The following is a 14,518-nucleotide window of genomic DNA, read 5'->3' as shown; positions in this document are numbered from 1 at the left end:
ATGTCTGTCATGAGAAATATTGGTTTATTAAACAAACTCATAAAATCGACTCGCCGGTGGAGTAAAAAAACAAATCTCTCTTTTTTTACCGCGCTTAACCGCTATTTCATTGAGAAAAAGAAACAACACATTTTTGATGTTCTTAATGAATTAAATGTTTCGCCTGAGAAAACTGCAGATAATGTTTCACTGCGTCAGACTGAAAAAATTGTATGGGTTTGCTGGTTTCAGGGGATTGAACAGGCTCCGATTTTAGTCAAACGCTGCGTAGAGTCTATCCAAAAAAATGTGGGTGATGCCAGGGTCGTCATTCTCGATGATGAGAATATTAAGGGCTATATTTCTCTACCAACCTATATTATCGAGAAATACCAACGTGGTTTAATCAGCAAAGCGCATTACTCTGACATCGTTCGGTGTAGCCTTTTGGCTCAGTATGGGGGGATCTGGATGGATGCCACTGTATACCTCACACGCAGAATTCCAGACCACCTGTTTCATTGTGATTTTTCTTCTTTACGCTTCAATGAAGGAAATACAGATGAGGCGATCAGTCTTGGATATTGGACAGCCTATTTTTTGGCATCACAGAAAAACGACCCATATATCGTTATGGTCAGGGATCTCTTGTATCAGTACTGGCAGAAATATGATGCCCTGATTGAGTACTTCTTAATTGATTATACCTTATTGTTTGGGATCGAGAAGTTTGCTTTTTTCAAAGCATTGGTTGAAGAGCAACCCGTCATTGGGAATAAAAGATTCTACATCCGTCAGTTTATAAATGAACCTGTTAATGCTGATGTCATCAATAAACTGAATCAGGATCTTGTCGGAATTTACAAACTTTCCCATAAAGCGGGTTATAGCGAAGCAAAAGGTTCGGATCGCACACTTTACGGTCGAATTCTCGATAATTCGTTTACTCTGGACTCATCATCATAGACGAAAAAGCAGGCTGCCTTTCCGCAGCCTCGTTGATTCAGGGCTGATCCCATCCCTGCCACTGTAGCTGCATATACTGCACCAGCGTGCTGTGGGTAATGCTGTCGCCGAGCACGGTAAAGAAGCGGCTGGCATACACTGGCGGCTGTGGTTGTCTTGGTTTACACAGTTTCACACCACGGAACGGGTTACGCGATGTGGCGGGCTGTTGAGCCGGGCCGCTATTCTGCGGCGTCGAGGTGTCTGTCTGCTGCTCATTGAGCAGGCTGCTTGGTCGGACAAGGGTAATATCCGGCGGCAAGTTGTACACCATCTGCTGAAGCACACGAACCGTCGTGGGATGCGGGTGGCCAATCGCAATCGCCGAGCCATTTCGGCGCGCAAGCTGAATCGCACGATTAAACTGCACCCGAATATCCGCCTCGTTTTGCTTGTCATCCAGGAACACTCTACGTTTGATGACCTTCACGCCCGTCCCGGCGGCAGCGCGCATTGACTGGCTGTTGCCAATCGTCATGCTGTCGAGAAAATAGAAATTGTAGTGGCTCAGCGTCTGCATCACTTTCTGCATGCCGAACAGGCTCGACGTCATGGCGCTGCCCATATGGTTATTCAGCCCCACGGCGTACGGCACTTTGCCGACCGCATCACGAATAATACGATCAATCTCTGCGCTGCTCATGTCCGGACGAAGGGTGTCTTTCTCCAGCGGTTGCTTGCTGAGTGGCGCCATCGGCAGGTGGATCAGGACTTCATGACCACCGTTATGGGCTTTAGTCGCCATTTCGCGGGCGTGGGGAGCATTGGGTAACACTGCAACGGAGATGGTATTGGGCAGGGCCAGTACCTGATTTTCTTGCTGAGGTCGATAGCCAAAATCATCAATGACTATCGAGAGTTTTCCGGCGTGGGCCGGGGAAATCATCGCCAGTACGGCGGCGACGGACAACGCTAACGAGCGAAATTGAAGCAAAACTTATCTTCCCAACCACGGCTGTGGATTGACCGCCTGACCCTGGCGGCGAATTTCGAAGTAAAGTGACGGTCGGCCCTGACCACCACTGCTGCCCACAAGGGCAATCGGCTGACCCGCGCGAACCTGGGTCCCGACGCTGACCAGCGCGCTTTGGTTATAGCCATACAGACTCATGTCGCCTTTGCCGTGCTCAACGACAACCACAAGGCCGTAGCCCTGCAACCAGTCGGCGAGGATCACCCGGCCATCGGCAATGGCTTTTACCTCGGTGCCTTCAGACGCACCGATGACCATCCCTTTCCAACGTAGCTCACCCTGAAGCTGTTCGCCATAGCGATGCAGTGTTGGGCCGCGAACTGGCCAGTAGGCCTGACCGCGCGGTGAGCCCAGGCCGCCCGTACGGGACATCAGCGAGCGTTCACTTTCGGAAGGTTTATAGGTGGTGCCTTTACGCGAGGCGTCCTGCTGGCGGTCGCGTACGGCCTGCGCTTCACGAGCTTCGCGGTCAGCGCGAGCACGCGCGGCAGCGGCGGCCTGTGCAATGCGGGAACGCATGCGTGATTCGTTGGCCCGCATTTCGGAAAGCTGTTGTTGGCCTGCCTGAATTGAGGACTCAAGTCCGGCGAGGGTTTTCTTACGTTCGTTACGCGCTTGCTCAAGCTTGGCCTGCTGCGCTTTCTGCTCATACAGCAGCGTTTGCTGTTGGCTCTGTTTCTCTTCCAGCTCGGCTTTTTGCGAGGTGACTTCTTCGCGGGTCTGTTTCAGCTCGGCGATGGTTTCCTGGCGCGCCTGGTTGAGGTAACCAAAATAGGCCTGCAGACGTTGTCCGCGTTGGCTCTCTTCACCGCTCAAAATCAGCTGAATACCGGTATGCTCGCCCTGACGAAACGCGGCATCAAGCTGTGCTGCGAGGCTGCGTTCCTGAGCGGCTTTTTGCTTTTCAAGTTTAGCAATCGACGCGTTCATGGCATCGACCTGCTTATTGAGGTCAGCGAGGGTATTCTGGGTGTCCCGCAGTTTGCGGGCGGCGGCAGAAATGGCTTCTTCCTGCGTTTTGAGCTGGGCGAGCAAAGCGGAGCGCTGTTGCTGCTGTTGGCGAACGGCCTTTTCTTTACTGGCGATGTCAGCCTGAATAGATTTTAGCTGGTCGCGATCGTCTGCGTGAGCATACGTCGCGCACAGCAATACGCCAGCGCTGACTGCGCTGGCGTAACAAATGGATCGGACTGCCGTCGCTATCCATGTATTTGAAAAAATCGCCTTTCCCCTCATGGGGAGGGATTATTCCACGATGAACAGCGGCTTGCCAGTCATCTCTTCCGGGACGTCCATGCCCATCAGGGTCAACATGGTAGGTGCGATATCGGAAAGTTTACCGCCATCTAGCGCTTTAACCGCTTTGCCGCCAACGTAAATCAGCGGTACAGGCAGGTTAGTATGCGCGGTGTGCGCCTGGCCAGTAGCCGGGTCACGCATCTGCTCAGCGTTACCGTGGTCAGCAGTGATAAGTAACTGACCGCCAACGGATTCTACCGCTGCAGTGACTTCAGCAATGCAGTTATCCAGCGCTTCAATCGCCTGGACTGCTGCTTCCATCACGCCGGTGTGGCCAACCATGTCACCGTTCGGATAGTTACAGATAATGGTGTCGTACTTGCCACCCTTGATTGCGCCGACCAATTTTTCAGTCAATTCTGCCGAACTCATTTCTGGCTGCAGATCGTAGGTCGCGACTTTCGGGGAGTTGATAAGGATTCGCTCTTCACCCACAAACGGGTCTTCTACGCCGCCGTTGAAGAAGAAGGTGACGTGTGCGTATTTCTCGGTTTCAGAGATACGCAGCTGGGTTTTGTCCTTCTTCGCCATCCACTCGCCGAAGGTATTCGCGAGAGACGTTGGTGGGTATGCGCAAGGGGCTTTAATGTCAGCCGCGTATTCGGTCAGCATGATGTAGTCGAGATTGACCACTTTCTTACGGGCGAAGCCGTCGAAGTCAGCGTTAACGAAAGCACGGGTGATTTCACGGGCACGGTCAGCACGGAAGTTCATGAAAATCAGCGCATCGCCATCTTCCATGGCTGCGTCGGCCTGACCTTCTGCACGGATAACGGTGGCTTTCACGAATTCGTCGTTTTCGTCGCGCGCGTAAGCGGCTTCGAGGCCAGCAACGGCGGTGTCAGTCTGGAACTCGCCTTTCGCCAGGGTCATCAGGTCATAAGCCTGTTCAACGCGATCCCAACGGTTGTCGCGGTCCATAGCGAAGTAACGGCCAATGATGGACGCCACACGGCCTTTGCCCAGTTCAGCGAATTTCTCTTCGAAACGCTGCAGAGTGGGTTTGGCGCTGCGCGGTGGAGTATCACGACCATCAAGGAAGGCGTGCAGATAGATTTTCTCTGCGCCACGCTGAGCGGCCAGTTCTACCATCGCCAGGATGTGATCTTCGTGGCTGTGAACGCCACCGGCAGACAGCAGGCCCATGATGTGTACGGCTTTGCCCGCCGCAACGGCTTTATCAACCGCGCCTGCCAGTACGCTGTTTTCAAAGAACGTACGCTCTTTGATTTCAACGTCCAGACGGGTCAGGTCCTGATACACGATACGGCCCGCGCCCAGGTTGACGTGGCCCACTTCGGAGTTACCCATCTGACGGTCCGGCAGACCCACTTCCAGACCGGAAGCGTCAATCAGCGTATGTGGACGTTTGGCCCACAGGGCATCCATAACCGGCGTTTTCGCATCGAAAATCGCGTTATCCTGCTGGTCTTCACGGTAGCCGTAGCCATCCAGAATCACCAGTACCATAGGTTTTTTAGTAACCGACATATGCGACAACCTCATGCTCACAAGATAAAAAATTTGCGTAATTTTACTACAGCTGAATCGATAAATCTGCCTCGGAAGATCAAAGAACGGGCGACCCCGACGCTGAGTTTGGTTATTTTTGGCCTAAATTTAGCGAAACAGGCCGCAGAAATTGGATTAGCTTAGGCTCGGCTTGCTGTATTTGCCACCACGCACAGGTATACTCCTTCCCTGTTTTTTTAATCACTGAGTCGGGAGTTATCACCCTCCATGCAAGAAATTATGCAATTTGTTAGCCGTCATCCCATACTGAGTATCGCTTGGGTTGGCTTACTGGCTGCCGTTCTGTTTACGACCTTTAAAGGCCTGACCTCAAAAATCAAAGTGATCACCCGCGGTGAAGCCACGCGCCTTATCAACAAAGAAGACGCAGTGGTTGTCGACCTGCGCCAGCGTGATGATTTCCGTAAAGGCCACATCGCCGGTTCCGTTAACGTTCTGCCTGCCGAAATCAAAGCGAATAACCTCGGCGAGCTTGAAAAACACAAAGATAAACCCATCATCGTTGTAGATGGTTCCGGTATGCAGGCTCAGGATCCGGCAACGACGCTGAACAAAGCGGGCTTCGAGCGCGTATATGTTCTGAAAGAAGGCGTTGCGGGCTGGAGCGGTGAGAACCTGCCACTGGTTCGTGGTAAGTAATTTTCTGAGGTAACGTCATGGCCAATATTGAGATCTACACCAAAGCAACATGCCCGTTTTGCCATCGTGCGAAAGCACTGTTGAACAGTAAAGGTGTCTCCTTCGAGGAGCTGCCAATCGACGGTGACGCGGCGAAGCGTGAAGAAATGATTGAACGTAGTGGCCGTACCACGGTGCCGCAGATTTTTATTGATACACAGCACATTGGTGGCTGTGACGACTTGTATGCACTTGATGCACGTGGTGGACTTGATTCCCTGCTGCGATAATCCCTTTTAAGGACAAATAAGATGTCAGAACAAAACAATCCAGAAATGACTTTCCAGATCCAGCGCATTTATACCAAAGACGTTTCCTACGAAGCGCCAAATGCGCCACACGTTTTCCAGAAAGATTGGCAGCCAGAGGTTAAACTTGATCTGGATACGGCTTCAACCCAACTGGCTGAAGGCGTATACGAAGTCGTTCTGCGTGTCACCGTTACCGCGTCCCTGGGCGAAGAAACTGCATTCCTGTGTGAAGTTCAGCAGGGCGGCATCTTCTCCATCGAAGGCATTGACGGTAACCAGATGGCGCATTGCCTGGGTGCATACTGCCCGAACATTCTGTTCCCGTATGCCCGTGAATGCATCACCAGCCTGGTTTCTCGCGGTACATTCCCGCAACTGAACCTTGCGCCAGTAAACTTCGATGCGCTGTTCATGAACTATCTGCAGCAGCAAGCTGGCGAAGGTGCCGAACAACATCAGGATGCCTGATGAACGCACGTAAAGCTGCAATGACTGTGATCGGTGCCGGTTCTTACGGCACCGCTCTTGCCATCACCCTGGCAAGAAACGGGCACGATGTCGTCCTTTGGGGTCACGACCCCAAACATCTGGCGATACTGCAACAAGACCGCTGCAACGCGGCCTTCCTCCCTGATGTGCCTTTCCCTGACACGCTGCACCTTGAAACCGACCTCGCCACAGCGCTCGCCGCCAGTCGCGATATTCTGGTTGTCGTGCCAAGCCACGTATTTGGTGACGTGCTGCGTCAGCTCAAACCGCTGCTGCGCTCTGATGCGCGTCTGGTCTGGGCGACGAAAGGCCTGGAAGCTGAAACCGGCCGTCTGTTACAGGACGTTGCGCGTGAAGCACTCGGGGATGACATTCCACTGGCGGTGATTTCCGGTCCGACGTTCGCTAAAGAACTGGCGGCGGGTATGCCGACGGCGATTGCGCTTGCGGCGACCGAACCGGCATTTGCCGAGGATCTGCAAAAGCTGCTGCACTGCGGCAAAAGCTTCCGCGTCTACAGCAACCCGGATTTTATTGGGGTACAGCTGGGCGGTGCGGTGAAAAACGTGATTGCGATTGGTGCCGGGATGTCTGACGGCATCGGTTTTGGTGCTAACGCCCGAACCGCGTTAATCACCCGTGGGCTTGCTGAAATGTCGCGTCTGGGTGCGGCACTGGGTGCTGACCCGACCACCTTTATGGGGATGGCGGGGCTGGGTGATCTGGTGCTGACCTGTACCGACAACCAGTCGCGTAACCGCCGCTTTGGCATGATGCTCGGACAGGGCAAAGATGTGCAAGGCGCGCAGGATGCGATAGGTCAGGTGGTTGAAGGTTACCGCAACACCAAAGAGGTCAGGGCACTTGCCCACCGATTTGGTGTCGAAATGCCAATAACCGAGGAAATTTATCAGGTATTGTATTGCGGAAAGAATGCTCGCGAGGCAGCATTGACCCTGTTAGGTCGTGCCAGCAAGGAAGAGCGTAGCCACCACTAGTCGCAGGGAATCGTTGTCATCTCAATGACCCGGTCAGCGCAGAACTGACCGGTCATTATCATCGCTTCTGGAGTTTGCAATGCCGTGTGAAGAACTGGACATCGTCTGGAACAATATCAAAGCCGAAGCCCGCGCGCTGGCTGACTGTGAGCCTATGCTCGCCAGTTTCTACCACGCTACGCTCCTTAAGCATGAAAACCTCGGCAGCGCGCTGAGTTACATGCTCGCCAACAAACTTGCCTCGTCTATCATGCCCGCCATTGCGATTCGTGAAGTGGTAGAAGAAGCCTATGCCGCTGATCCCGAAATGATCGCTTCTGCCGCCTGTGATATTCAGGCCGTGCGTACCCGCGATCCGGCGGTTGATAAATACTCCACGCCGCTGCTGTACCTCAAAGGTTTCCACGCCCTACAGGCTTATCGTATCGGCCACTGGCTGTGGCATCAGGGGCGTCGTGCGCTGGCGATTTTCCTGCAAAATCAAGTATCAGTGACGTTCCAGGTCGACATTCACCCGGCGGCGAAAATCGGTCGTGGGATCATGCTCGATCACGCGACAGGCATCGTGGTGGGTGAAACCGCCGTTATCGAAGATGACGTGTCGATTCTGCAATCCGTGACTCTCGGCGGGACCGGCAAAACCAGCGGCGATCGCCATCCGAAAATTCGTGAAGGGGTGATGATTGGCGCCGGCGCGAAAATCCTTGGCAATATTGAAGTCGGGCGCGGTGCGAAGATTGGCGCAGGCTCTGTGGTGCTGCAACCCGTTCCTCCGCACACTACGGCCGCAGGCGTACCGGCGCGTATTGTCGGCAAACCTGACAGCGATAAACCGTCAATGGATATGGATCAGCACTTCAACGGTATACACCATACCTTCGAATACGGTGACGGAATTTAAATCTCGGGCTATCTTACTTACCATCCTGAACCAGGGCTGTGCTCGTCATCCTCACGTACTGCGTGTACGCTCCGGTGACTGCGCGCAGTCCGTGTTCAATCTGGTTGCGCCGATAACGCCCGGGATTTAAATTATGATTTCCTGAGAATGGCACCCGCATAACCCAGCTGGCGCCAGGCCTCATACACCACCACCGACACCGCGTTCGACAGATTCATGCTGCGGCTGTCCGGCATCATCGGAATACGAATTTTTTGCTCAGGCGGCAGCGCATCCAGGATGCTGGTGGGCAGTCCCCGTGTTTCCGGGCCAAACATCAGATAATCACCGGCTTCGTAGCTCACCGCACTGTGCGCAGGCGTGCCTTTGGTGGTCAGCGCAAACAGACGCTTTGGTTGTTCCGCTTCAAAGAACGCGGCGTAATCGGCATGGCGCTGTACGGCGGTGAACTCGTGATAATCAAGCCCCGCGCGGCGCAGTCGCTTATCGTCCCAGGTAAAACCCATAGGTTCGATGATGTGCAGGCGAAAACCGGTATTTGCGCACAGGCGAATGATATTGCCGGTATTCGGTGGGATTTCTGGTTCGAATAGTACAATGTTAAGCATGTTGCCCCCTTAATCGGGGGCAGAATAGCAGAAAGAAAATGACTACGCCGCATCTCCACGCGTCACCGGTGATAGCGATACCGCCAGATGCTTCGCCTCCTGCACCAGCGAATCACGCGAAATTTCGCTAATGGATTTCGCCCCGGTCAACGTCATCGCCACTTTCATCTCTTTCTCTATCAAATTCAGCAGATTGGTCACGCCCGCGCCGCCGTGAGTCGCCAGCGCATACAGATACGCGCGGCCCAGCAGCACGCTATCTGCGCCCAGCGCAATCATCCGCACCACGTCCAGACCGTTACGAATACCGCTGTCGGCAAGAATGGCGATATCGCCCTTCACCGCATCAGCAATGGCAGGCAGCGCGCGGGCTGACGACAGTACGCCATCGAGCTGGCGACCGCCGTGGTTAGACACCACAATACCGTCCGCGCCAAAGCGTACCGCATCGCGCGCGTCTTCCGGGTCCAGGATCCCTTTGATCACCATTGGACCGTCCCAAAATTCGCGGATCCACTCGAGGTCTTTCCACGAAATCGATGGATCGAAGTTATTCGCCAGCCAGCCAATGTAATCTTCCAGGCCCGTGGGTTTTCCGAGGTAGGTGGAGATATTGCCCAGGTCGTGCGGACGCCCGTTTACGCCCACGTCCCACGCCCATTGTGGATGCGTCACAGACTGCCAGTAGCGACGCAGCGCGGCATTTGGGCCGCTCATCCCGGAGTGTGCATCGCGATAGCGCGCACCGGGTGTTGGCATATCGACGGTAAACACCAGCGTTGAACAACCCGCCGCTTTCGCACGTTCCAGCGCATTGCGCATAAATCCACGATCGCGCAGGACGTACAGCTGGAACCACATCGGACGCTTAATCGTCGGGGCGACTTCTTCAATCGGGCACACGGAAACCGTGGAAAGGGTGAACGGAATGCCTTTGGCATCCGCCGCGCCCGCCGCCTGCACTTCACCGCGACGCGCGTACATGCCACACAGCCCAACCGGGGCCAGCGCCACCGGCATCGACAGCGTTTCGTTAAACAGCTTCGTCTCCAGGCTGAGATCTGACATGTTCTTCAGCACACGCTGGCGCAGCGCCACGTCGGAAAGGTCGGCCACGTTACGACGCAGGGTATGCTCGCTGTAAGCGCCGCCGTCGATGTAGTGAAAAAGAAACGGCGGCAGAATGCGTTGGGCCGCGGCCCGATAGTCGCTGGCGGCTGAAATAATCATTAATGGTTCTCCCTGGAATGCTCGTTATGGTCGCCGGGAAGGCGAGTGATCCGCGCCTGGCGGGCCCTGTCTTCATCAAACTGTTTAATGGTGGTGTGGACGAAACCGAGATGCGACATCATTGCCTGGCGGGCGCCTTCTGCGTCTCCGGCGAGGATGGCGTCCAGTACCGCCTGATGCTGCTCGGTCAATTTGGCGAACACCGGCGGGACGAGATACATCCGCTGGCGGCTCTGCTTGACGGAGGATTGCAACAGGTCGAAGAAGCCGCGCATCGTCTGCAACAGCACAACGTTATGCGAGGCTTCAGCAATGGCGAGGTGAAAGCGCACGTCGGCCTGCGATGCTAAATCCGGGTCGTCACTTTGCGTGGCGTCGAAGCACAGACGGATTTTTTCTTTATCGGCTTCGGTGGCCCGCAGCGCCGCATGCCAGGCGGTGCTGGCCTCAATGGCATGACGGGCTTCGAGAATATCGAAGCTGTAATCCGGATCGTCAGCCAGCAGACTTTTCAGCGGCTGCACAATGTTTTGCTCCGACCACGGCTCATGCTGCCAGCGGATAAACGTCCCGCCGCCGCGACGGCTTATCAGCAGCCCCTCGCTCGCCAGTTTCGCCAGCGCTTCGCGCAGTGAGTTTCGCGACACGCCAAGCTGCGTGGCCAGCTGGCGCTCGGCGGGCAAACGCATCCCCGCTTCCAGCTTCTGTTCTTCAATCAGCGTCCGCACACGGGTCGCAACCTCGTCCGCCAGACGCCGGGGCATCACTTTCATGGGGAAATCCTGGTTAAGAGGTAGTTATCTTTTTGGTGCCAGAGGTTCATGCAGGTCTCCGGATAACCACTCCACGGCGAGTCTGCGCTCAGCTCTGCATCACACGTTCTGTAAAAGTGGTCATGCCAATATTGTGATGTGAGGTTAATATCCAAGAATTGTTAATTATGTGTCTCTATAAGGCAATTTATATGTTGCATAAGATGTGGGTTCTGTGAAGCTCTGGGTACAACGAATGAGAATTGGTAGGGCCAATTTGGGAGCGATGCATTTTCAGGGAAGATCGTTTTGTCAGTGGCTATCTCTTGCAGTACTGAAGATATTAGTACTATAGATGCTATGATAATTTCTCACGATAGATTTTTTACAAGTAAACCCTTTATATTACGCAAAGACATTAATAAAAAGGAGCTTACTGTGGATGTCAGAAATTTTTCCAACTGTGAAGTGATGACCAAATCTCCCTCATGGGGCGTTATGGATTTAATCTGGTGGAAGATTATTCCTACAAGATTCGGTGGCGGTATTCCTTATAGTAGAAGATTTAAAGACTAATGGGTTGTTCATAATAAGTCATTAATAAGATCTGCCGCGCTGAAATACAGATTGCCTATTGAACTCATTGCGGGAGTGTGTTGGATAGAGGTCGGAGGGGATCCCAATATAGTTGATAGAATCGGCTTCGAGATCCGAGCGTACGACTGGAGTGGACCTGTGTATATCGATAATAACTGGACTATTACGCTTCAACCACAGAAAACATCCTTTGGTTTTGTTAGCATGCAGGTGCGTACTGCGGCTAAAACGATGGGGCTCGACGTGGCGAAAATGGATATCTCACAACTAAGAAGGCTGGCCAGCTGTCTTGAGAAGGATGCGTACAACATAAATTTAGCCGCAATGCATTTAAGAGAATTAGCTGACTACGATAAATTACCGCTCAATTTAAGTATGGATGACATCAGAATCATTGGTGCCAGATATAATAGAGGGACGAATCCAGATATAGAAAGCATAAAAAAAGATACCCGTTATGGGGATTTCATCGTGAAGAATTGGTCGCATTTTCGAAGATTAGTTGGGCGGTAATATGAATAAATGGCTTAGGGCCACGCTTATTATTTGTTACCTGGTTTTCCTTTTTTTTATGTATACGGTAACGATTGATAAATATGAAATGATGTACGAGATCGATCCTTCGATACCAACTGGTGCGTTCAACAATGATGGGGCTGGGCGGGTAGTGGGTGGTTTTTTGTTGGGTATGATTATCTGTGTACAGACCCTCTCTTTAATTCTGGAAAAAACAAACAAATGGAAATTGCTTTCTGTGATTCTGGCTTTGATTGCAGTTTTTCTTTACGTATTCAGATAGCTGTTTCGCCCTCTCCCTGGGGGGAGAGGGCGAAACAGATGTTTAAAACGCAGTCTTAGAAAAACCGGTCATCTCTTGCAATTCCATCTCGCGACCGAGGGCGGTCATCGGGTGAACAATCACCAGGCCGCGCACGGTTTTCTTGAGCTTGCCAATATCGGCCTGCTCTTTCTTGGTGATGGCGCGGCGGTGCGGCAGGGCCAGCAGCTTTTGCGCTTCTTTGCTCAGCTTTTGCGTATACACGACACGCAGACGCGCAATCTCTGTTTCCAGAGTCGCTTTTTCTGTTTCAAGCTCAGCGAATTTCTCTGCTTCATCAACCAGAGAGAGGGTCGGCTGCAGGTGGCGGATAGCGTCCAGGCGGTCGCTCAGGCGTTTGATTTCGTTCTTTTCAACTTCTTTCATGGTCTGTGGCTTTTGCTAGTAAAAGAGTATCGATGCTCAATAGTATGCGCGTTGAGCGCTGTTCCTGATAGTTAATTATCGAAATTTGACGCATTACACTCAGCAAAAATATGTAATTGGCATCTCTAATGTAATGAAAATAAAAGCTATTTTGTAAAGCGTAATTCCGAGCGCTTTTTTTTGCATTAAGCAGATGAAAAGGGATGTTATGTCATTGGCAGGAGGGTTATTTCTGAAAGGCTTTTTTCAAGCTGACCCGTGAAATCAGCTCAGTGAGAGACAGGACCAGTGTGGAACGCACCGCCTGCTGGTAGCGCTGCTTTTGCATGGCGTACAGCTCCGCATCGCTGGTATCGAACACCGGCTGCGGCGGTAACGCGGTAACGCAATGAAGTTCACCAAACGGGCCGAGGATTTCATCGTCGGTGAAGGCGTATTCATTGCCGTCGTGATTGAGTTCTTCACGCAGCGCTATCAGCAGTTCGGCATCTTCGTATTCCGCACGGCTAATCACGCCGAGGCCATAGATGAGCTTCAGACGCACAGACAGATTGCCCAGCGGCCCTTCGCCGTCCAGCAACGGTTCCACTGCGTATTTCACCGCGTAATCGTCTTTGCGGAAGACCTGAAGCACCAGCATATTCACCGCCTCGGTTAACAATTCGACGGCGGTTATCAGGAAGCTTCGTACGGTTTTGCCAGCATTCAGACGCTCAAGCACACGGTTTTCAAAGGCTTGTGTTTGTTCCATTATTGCCTGCATATCTGACAATCTTTTGTTTGGGTACTGCTACAAGAGCAGCACCGGGTCCTGCATCATGCGCTCGCGTGATACGCCGCAACCGCTTGTGCGACCACATCGCTCTCAGCGTCCAGGCCGGAGACCTGCGCGAGTGCGGCCTGTGGCCCTTTCTCGTCAATAAGCGCCGCGAGTTCCAGCGCCTGTGGATCCTGCTCACTGCGGTAGTGCATCGCGGCAGCAATGCCTTTCACCAGATTGGCGTGCGGCAGACTGTATTCCAGCGTGCCGAGCAGCGGTTTAATCAGGCGATCGCCCGCGCTCAGTTTACGCAGCGGCTGACGGCCCACGCGCTCAACGTCATCTTTCAGATACGGATTCTCAAAGCGACCGAGGATTTTCTGAATGTAGGCTGCGTGTTTTTCGGCATCAAAACCGTAGCGTTTAATCAGCACCGCGCCACTCTCATCCATCGCGCCTTTCACTACCGCACGGACCTGTTCATCGAGGATCGCATCACGGATAGTCTGATGACCCGCCAGCTTACCGAGGTACGCGGTTATAGCATGCCCGGTGTTCAGGGTGAAGAGCTTGCGCTCGACAAATGCCATCAGGTTATCGGTTAATTCCATTCCTGGGATCGTCGGCAGGGTTCCCTTGAATTGGGTCTGGTCGACAATCCACTCGCTGAAGGTTTCCACGGTCACTTCCAGCGGGTCATGGGTGGCGGATTCAGACGGGGGAACGATGCGGTCCACGGCGGAATCGACGAAACCAATGTGTTCCGCGACCCAGGCTTTATCTTCTTCGGCCAGTGCGGCATCGACATGGCCTTTCAGCTGAGTTGTGCCGCGCACCATGTTTTCACAGGCGATAATGTTCAGCGGGGTGTTGTTGCCAGCGGCTTTGCGCTTGGCCAGGCCTTTGGCAATCGCCGGGGCGATGCGTTCCAGGACCACAGGGCCGACGGCGGTGGTTACCAGGTCTACCTGAGCAATCAGGTCCACCACGTCGTCGCCGATGCTGCTCACGGCGTTCACACCAGAGACGGTTTCTACCTGCTCATTCTCGCCAACCACATGCACCTGATAGCTATGACGGGCATTCAGGGCATCAAGAACTACCTGATTCACATCGGCGAACGTCAGCGTGATACCCGCATCGGCCAACAGTTTGCCGATAAAGCCACGTCCGATATTACCTGCGCCAAAATGTAATGCTTTCATAGTGTTAACCTTCATCAATGTTTTTACCCGAGAGGGCTCGGGTGAGGGGACATCCG

General features: G+C 53.3%; 17 protein-coding genes. 8 read left to right on the top strand and 9 right to left on the bottom strand.

From position 1 onward, the window contains the following. Window positions 1-9: 9 nt before the first annotated feature. Window positions 10-945, top strand: a complete 936-nt coding sequence (locus MUU47_RS14440) for a capsular polysaccharide synthesis protein (protein ID WP_258988872.1) — start codon at window positions 10-12, stop codon at window positions 943-945. A gap of 37 nt (window positions 946-982) precedes the next feature. On the opposite strand, the gene MUU47_RS14435 is transcribed toward MUU47_RS14440, so the two are convergent. Genes MUU47_RS14435 through gpmM form a run of 3 tightly spaced genes read right to left on the bottom strand, consistent with a single transcriptional unit; the run spans window position 983 to window position 4,747 of the window. Then, on the bottom strand, window positions 983-1,918 hold the full coding sequence (locus MUU47_RS14435) for a divergent polysaccharide deacetylase family protein (RefSeq protein ID WP_258988871.1): 936 nt from the start codon (window positions 1,916-1,918) through the stop codon (window positions 983-985). 3 nt (window positions 1,919-1,921) lie between these two features. Continuing rightward, entirely contained in the window at window positions 1,922-3,193 is a 1,272-nt protein-coding gene (gene envC / locus MUU47_RS14430; protein WP_258988870.1) for a murein hydrolase activator EnvC, read from the bottom strand. 9 nt (window positions 3,194-3,202) lie between these two features. After that, window positions 3,203-4,747 carry a 2,3-bisphosphoglycerate-independent phosphoglycerate mutase gene (gene gpmM, locus MUU47_RS14425; RefSeq protein WP_258988869.1) on the bottom strand — a complete coding sequence of 515 codons (1,545 nt, stop codon included), beginning with the start codon at window positions 4,745-4,747 and terminating at the stop codon, window positions 3,203-3,205. 249 nt (window positions 4,748-4,996) lie between these two features. Here gpmM and MUU47_RS14420 point away from each other — a divergent pair, with 249 nt between their 5' ends. The 5 genes from MUU47_RS14420 to cysE all read left to right on the top strand — a co-directional run bounded on the left by MUU47_RS14420 (window position 4,997) and on the right by cysE (window position 8,106). Beyond that, entirely contained in the window at window positions 4,997-5,428 is a 432-nt protein-coding gene (locus MUU47_RS14420) for a rhodanese-like domain-containing protein (protein ID WP_110510309.1), read from the top strand. Window positions 5,429-5,445: 17 nt separating this feature from the next. Further along, complete coding sequence (gene grxC, locus MUU47_RS14415) at window positions 5,446-5,697, top strand: glutaredoxin 3 (protein WP_258988868.1); 252 nt, start codon at window positions 5,446-5,448, stop codon at window positions 5,695-5,697. 21 nt (window positions 5,698-5,718) lie between these two features. Further along, window positions 5,719-6,186, top strand: a complete 468-nt coding sequence (gene secB, locus MUU47_RS14410) for a protein-export chaperone SecB (protein WP_159769125.1) — start codon at window positions 5,719-5,721, stop codon at window positions 6,184-6,186. Next, entirely contained in the window at window positions 6,186-7,205 is a 1,020-nt protein-coding gene (gene gpsA, locus MUU47_RS14405) for an NAD(P)H-dependent glycerol-3-phosphate dehydrogenase (RefSeq protein ID WP_258988867.1), read from the top strand. The genes secB and gpsA overlap by 1 nt, the downstream gene beginning before the upstream one ends. Window positions 7,206-7,284: 79 nt before the next feature. Beyond that, window positions 7,285-8,106 (top strand): serine O-acetyltransferase, encoded by an 822-nt coding sequence (gene cysE / locus MUU47_RS14400; RefSeq protein WP_258988866.1) that lies wholly within the window; start codon window positions 7,285-7,287, stop codon window positions 8,104-8,106. Window positions 8,107-8,237: 131 nt separating this feature from the next. On the opposite strand, the gene trmL is transcribed toward cysE, so the two are convergent. The 3 genes from trmL to lldR are packed head-to-tail and all read right to left on the bottom strand — an operon-like array spanning window position 8,238 to window position 10,717. Next, window positions 8,238-8,714, bottom strand: coding sequence for a tRNA (uridine(34)/cytosine(34)/5-carboxymethylaminomethyluridine(34)-2'-O)-methyltransferase TrmL (gene trmL, locus MUU47_RS14395; RefSeq protein ID WP_159769134.1), 477 nt, complete (start codon window positions 8,712-8,714; stop codon window positions 8,238-8,240). Between the two features lie 42 nt (window positions 8,715-8,756). Next, window positions 8,757-9,944, bottom strand: a complete 1,188-nt coding sequence (gene lldD / locus MUU47_RS14390) for an FMN-dependent L-lactate dehydrogenase LldD (protein WP_258988865.1) — start codon at window positions 9,942-9,944, stop codon at window positions 8,757-8,759. Then, window positions 9,944-10,717 (bottom strand): transcriptional regulator LldR, encoded by a 774-nt coding sequence (lldR, locus tag MUU47_RS14385; RefSeq protein ID WP_258988864.1) that lies wholly within the window; start codon window positions 10,715-10,717, stop codon window positions 9,944-9,946. The genes lldD and lldR overlap by 1 nt, the downstream gene beginning before the upstream one ends. Before the next feature lie 288 nt (window positions 10,718-11,005). Here lldR and MUU47_RS23410 point away from each other — a divergent pair, with 288 nt between their 5' ends. Then, a complete protein-coding gene (locus MUU47_RS23410; RefSeq protein WP_309578270.1) occupies window positions 11,006-11,272 on the top strand; it encodes a hypothetical protein in 267 nt (88 codons plus the stop codon). A 159-nt stretch (window positions 11,273-11,431) separates the two neighbouring features. Beyond that, a complete protein-coding gene (locus tag MUU47_RS23405) occupies window positions 11,432-11,806 on the top strand; it encodes a hypothetical protein (protein ID WP_309578269.1) in 375 nt (124 codons plus the stop codon). A 328-nt stretch (window positions 11,807-12,134) separates the two neighbouring features. Here the strand turns inward: MUU47_RS23405 and MUU47_RS14375 are convergent, their stop codons facing one another. From MUU47_RS14375 to mtlD, 3 genes are all read right to left on the bottom strand, one after another. Continuing rightward, window positions 12,135-12,497, bottom strand: a complete 363-nt coding sequence (locus MUU47_RS14375) for a YibL family ribosome-associated protein (protein WP_258988863.1) — start codon at window positions 12,495-12,497, stop codon at window positions 12,135-12,137. Window positions 12,498-12,723: 226 nt separating this feature from the next. Then, the gene (mtlR, locus tag MUU47_RS14370; RefSeq protein WP_258988861.1) at window positions 12,724-13,260 is read right to left on the bottom strand and encodes a mannitol operon repressor MtlR; all 537 of its coding nucleotides are present in this window, start codon (window positions 13,258-13,260) and stop codon (window positions 12,724-12,726) included. A 53-nt stretch (window positions 13,261-13,313) separates the two neighbouring features. Next, window positions 13,314-14,462 carry a mannitol-1-phosphate 5-dehydrogenase gene (gene mtlD / locus MUU47_RS14365; protein WP_509908864.1) on the bottom strand — a complete coding sequence of 383 codons (1,149 nt, stop codon included), beginning with the start codon at window positions 14,460-14,462 and terminating at the stop codon, window positions 13,314-13,316. Window positions 14,463-14,518 lie beyond the last annotated feature (56 nt).

Source organism: Scandinavium hiltneri (assembly GCF_024764835.1).
GTDB classification, from domain to species: Bacteria; Pseudomonadota; Gammaproteobacteria; order Enterobacterales; family Enterobacteriaceae; genus Scandinavium; species Scandinavium hiltneri.
Note: the sequence above shows the minus strand (reverse complement) of the source record. Positions and strands in the feature narration are given on the sequence as shown.

Bases quoted from the DNA above. Each gene is read 5' to 3' on its own strand.
- mtlR (WP_258988861.1), bottom strand. From the start codon at position 13,260: ATGCAGGCAATAATGGAACAAACACAAGCCTTTGAAAACCGTGTGCTT.
- lldD (WP_258988865.1), bottom strand. From the start codon at position 9,944: ATGATTATTTCAGCCGCCAGCGACTATCGGGCCGCGGCCCAACGCATT.
- envC (WP_258988870.1), bottom strand. From the start codon at position 3,193: ATGAGGGGAAAGGCGATTTTTTCAAATACATGGATAGCGACGGCAGTC.
- cysE (WP_258988866.1), top strand. From the start codon at position 7,285: ATGCCGTGTGAAGAACTGGACATCGTCTGGAACAATATCAAAGCCGAA.
- MUU47_RS14420 (WP_110510309.1), top strand. From the start codon at position 4,997: ATGCAAGAAATTATGCAATTTGTTAGCCGTCATCCCATACTGAGTATC.
- trmL (WP_159769134.1), bottom strand. From the start codon at position 8,714: ATGCTTAACATTGTACTATTCGAACCAGAAATCCCACCGAATACCGGC.
- MUU47_RS14440 (WP_258988872.1), top strand. From the start codon at position 10: ATGAGAAATATTGGTTTATTAAACAAACTCATAAAATCGACTCGCCGG.
- grxC (WP_258988868.1), top strand. From the start codon at position 5,446: ATGGCCAATATTGAGATCTACACCAAAGCAACATGCCCGTTTTGCCAT.
- MUU47_RS14375 (WP_258988863.1), bottom strand. From the start codon at position 12,497: ATGAAAGAAGTTGAAAAGAACGAAATCAAACGCCTGAGCGACCGCCTG.
- secB (WP_159769125.1), top strand. From the start codon at position 5,719: ATGTCAGAACAAAACAATCCAGAAATGACTTTCCAGATCCAGCGCATT.
- lldR (WP_258988864.1), bottom strand. From the start codon at position 10,717: ATGAAAGTGATGCCCCGGCGTCTGGCGGACGAGGTTGCGACCCGTGTG.
- gpmM (WP_258988869.1), bottom strand. From the start codon at position 4,747: ATGTCGGTTACTAAAAAACCTATGGTACTGGTGATTCTGGATGGCTAC.
- gpsA (WP_258988867.1), top strand. From the start codon at position 6,186: ATGAACGCACGTAAAGCTGCAATGACTGTGATCGGTGCCGGTTCTTAC.
- mtlD (WP_509908864.1), bottom strand. From the start codon at position 14,462: ATGAAAGCATTACATTTTGGCGCAGGTAATATCGGACGTGGCTTTATC.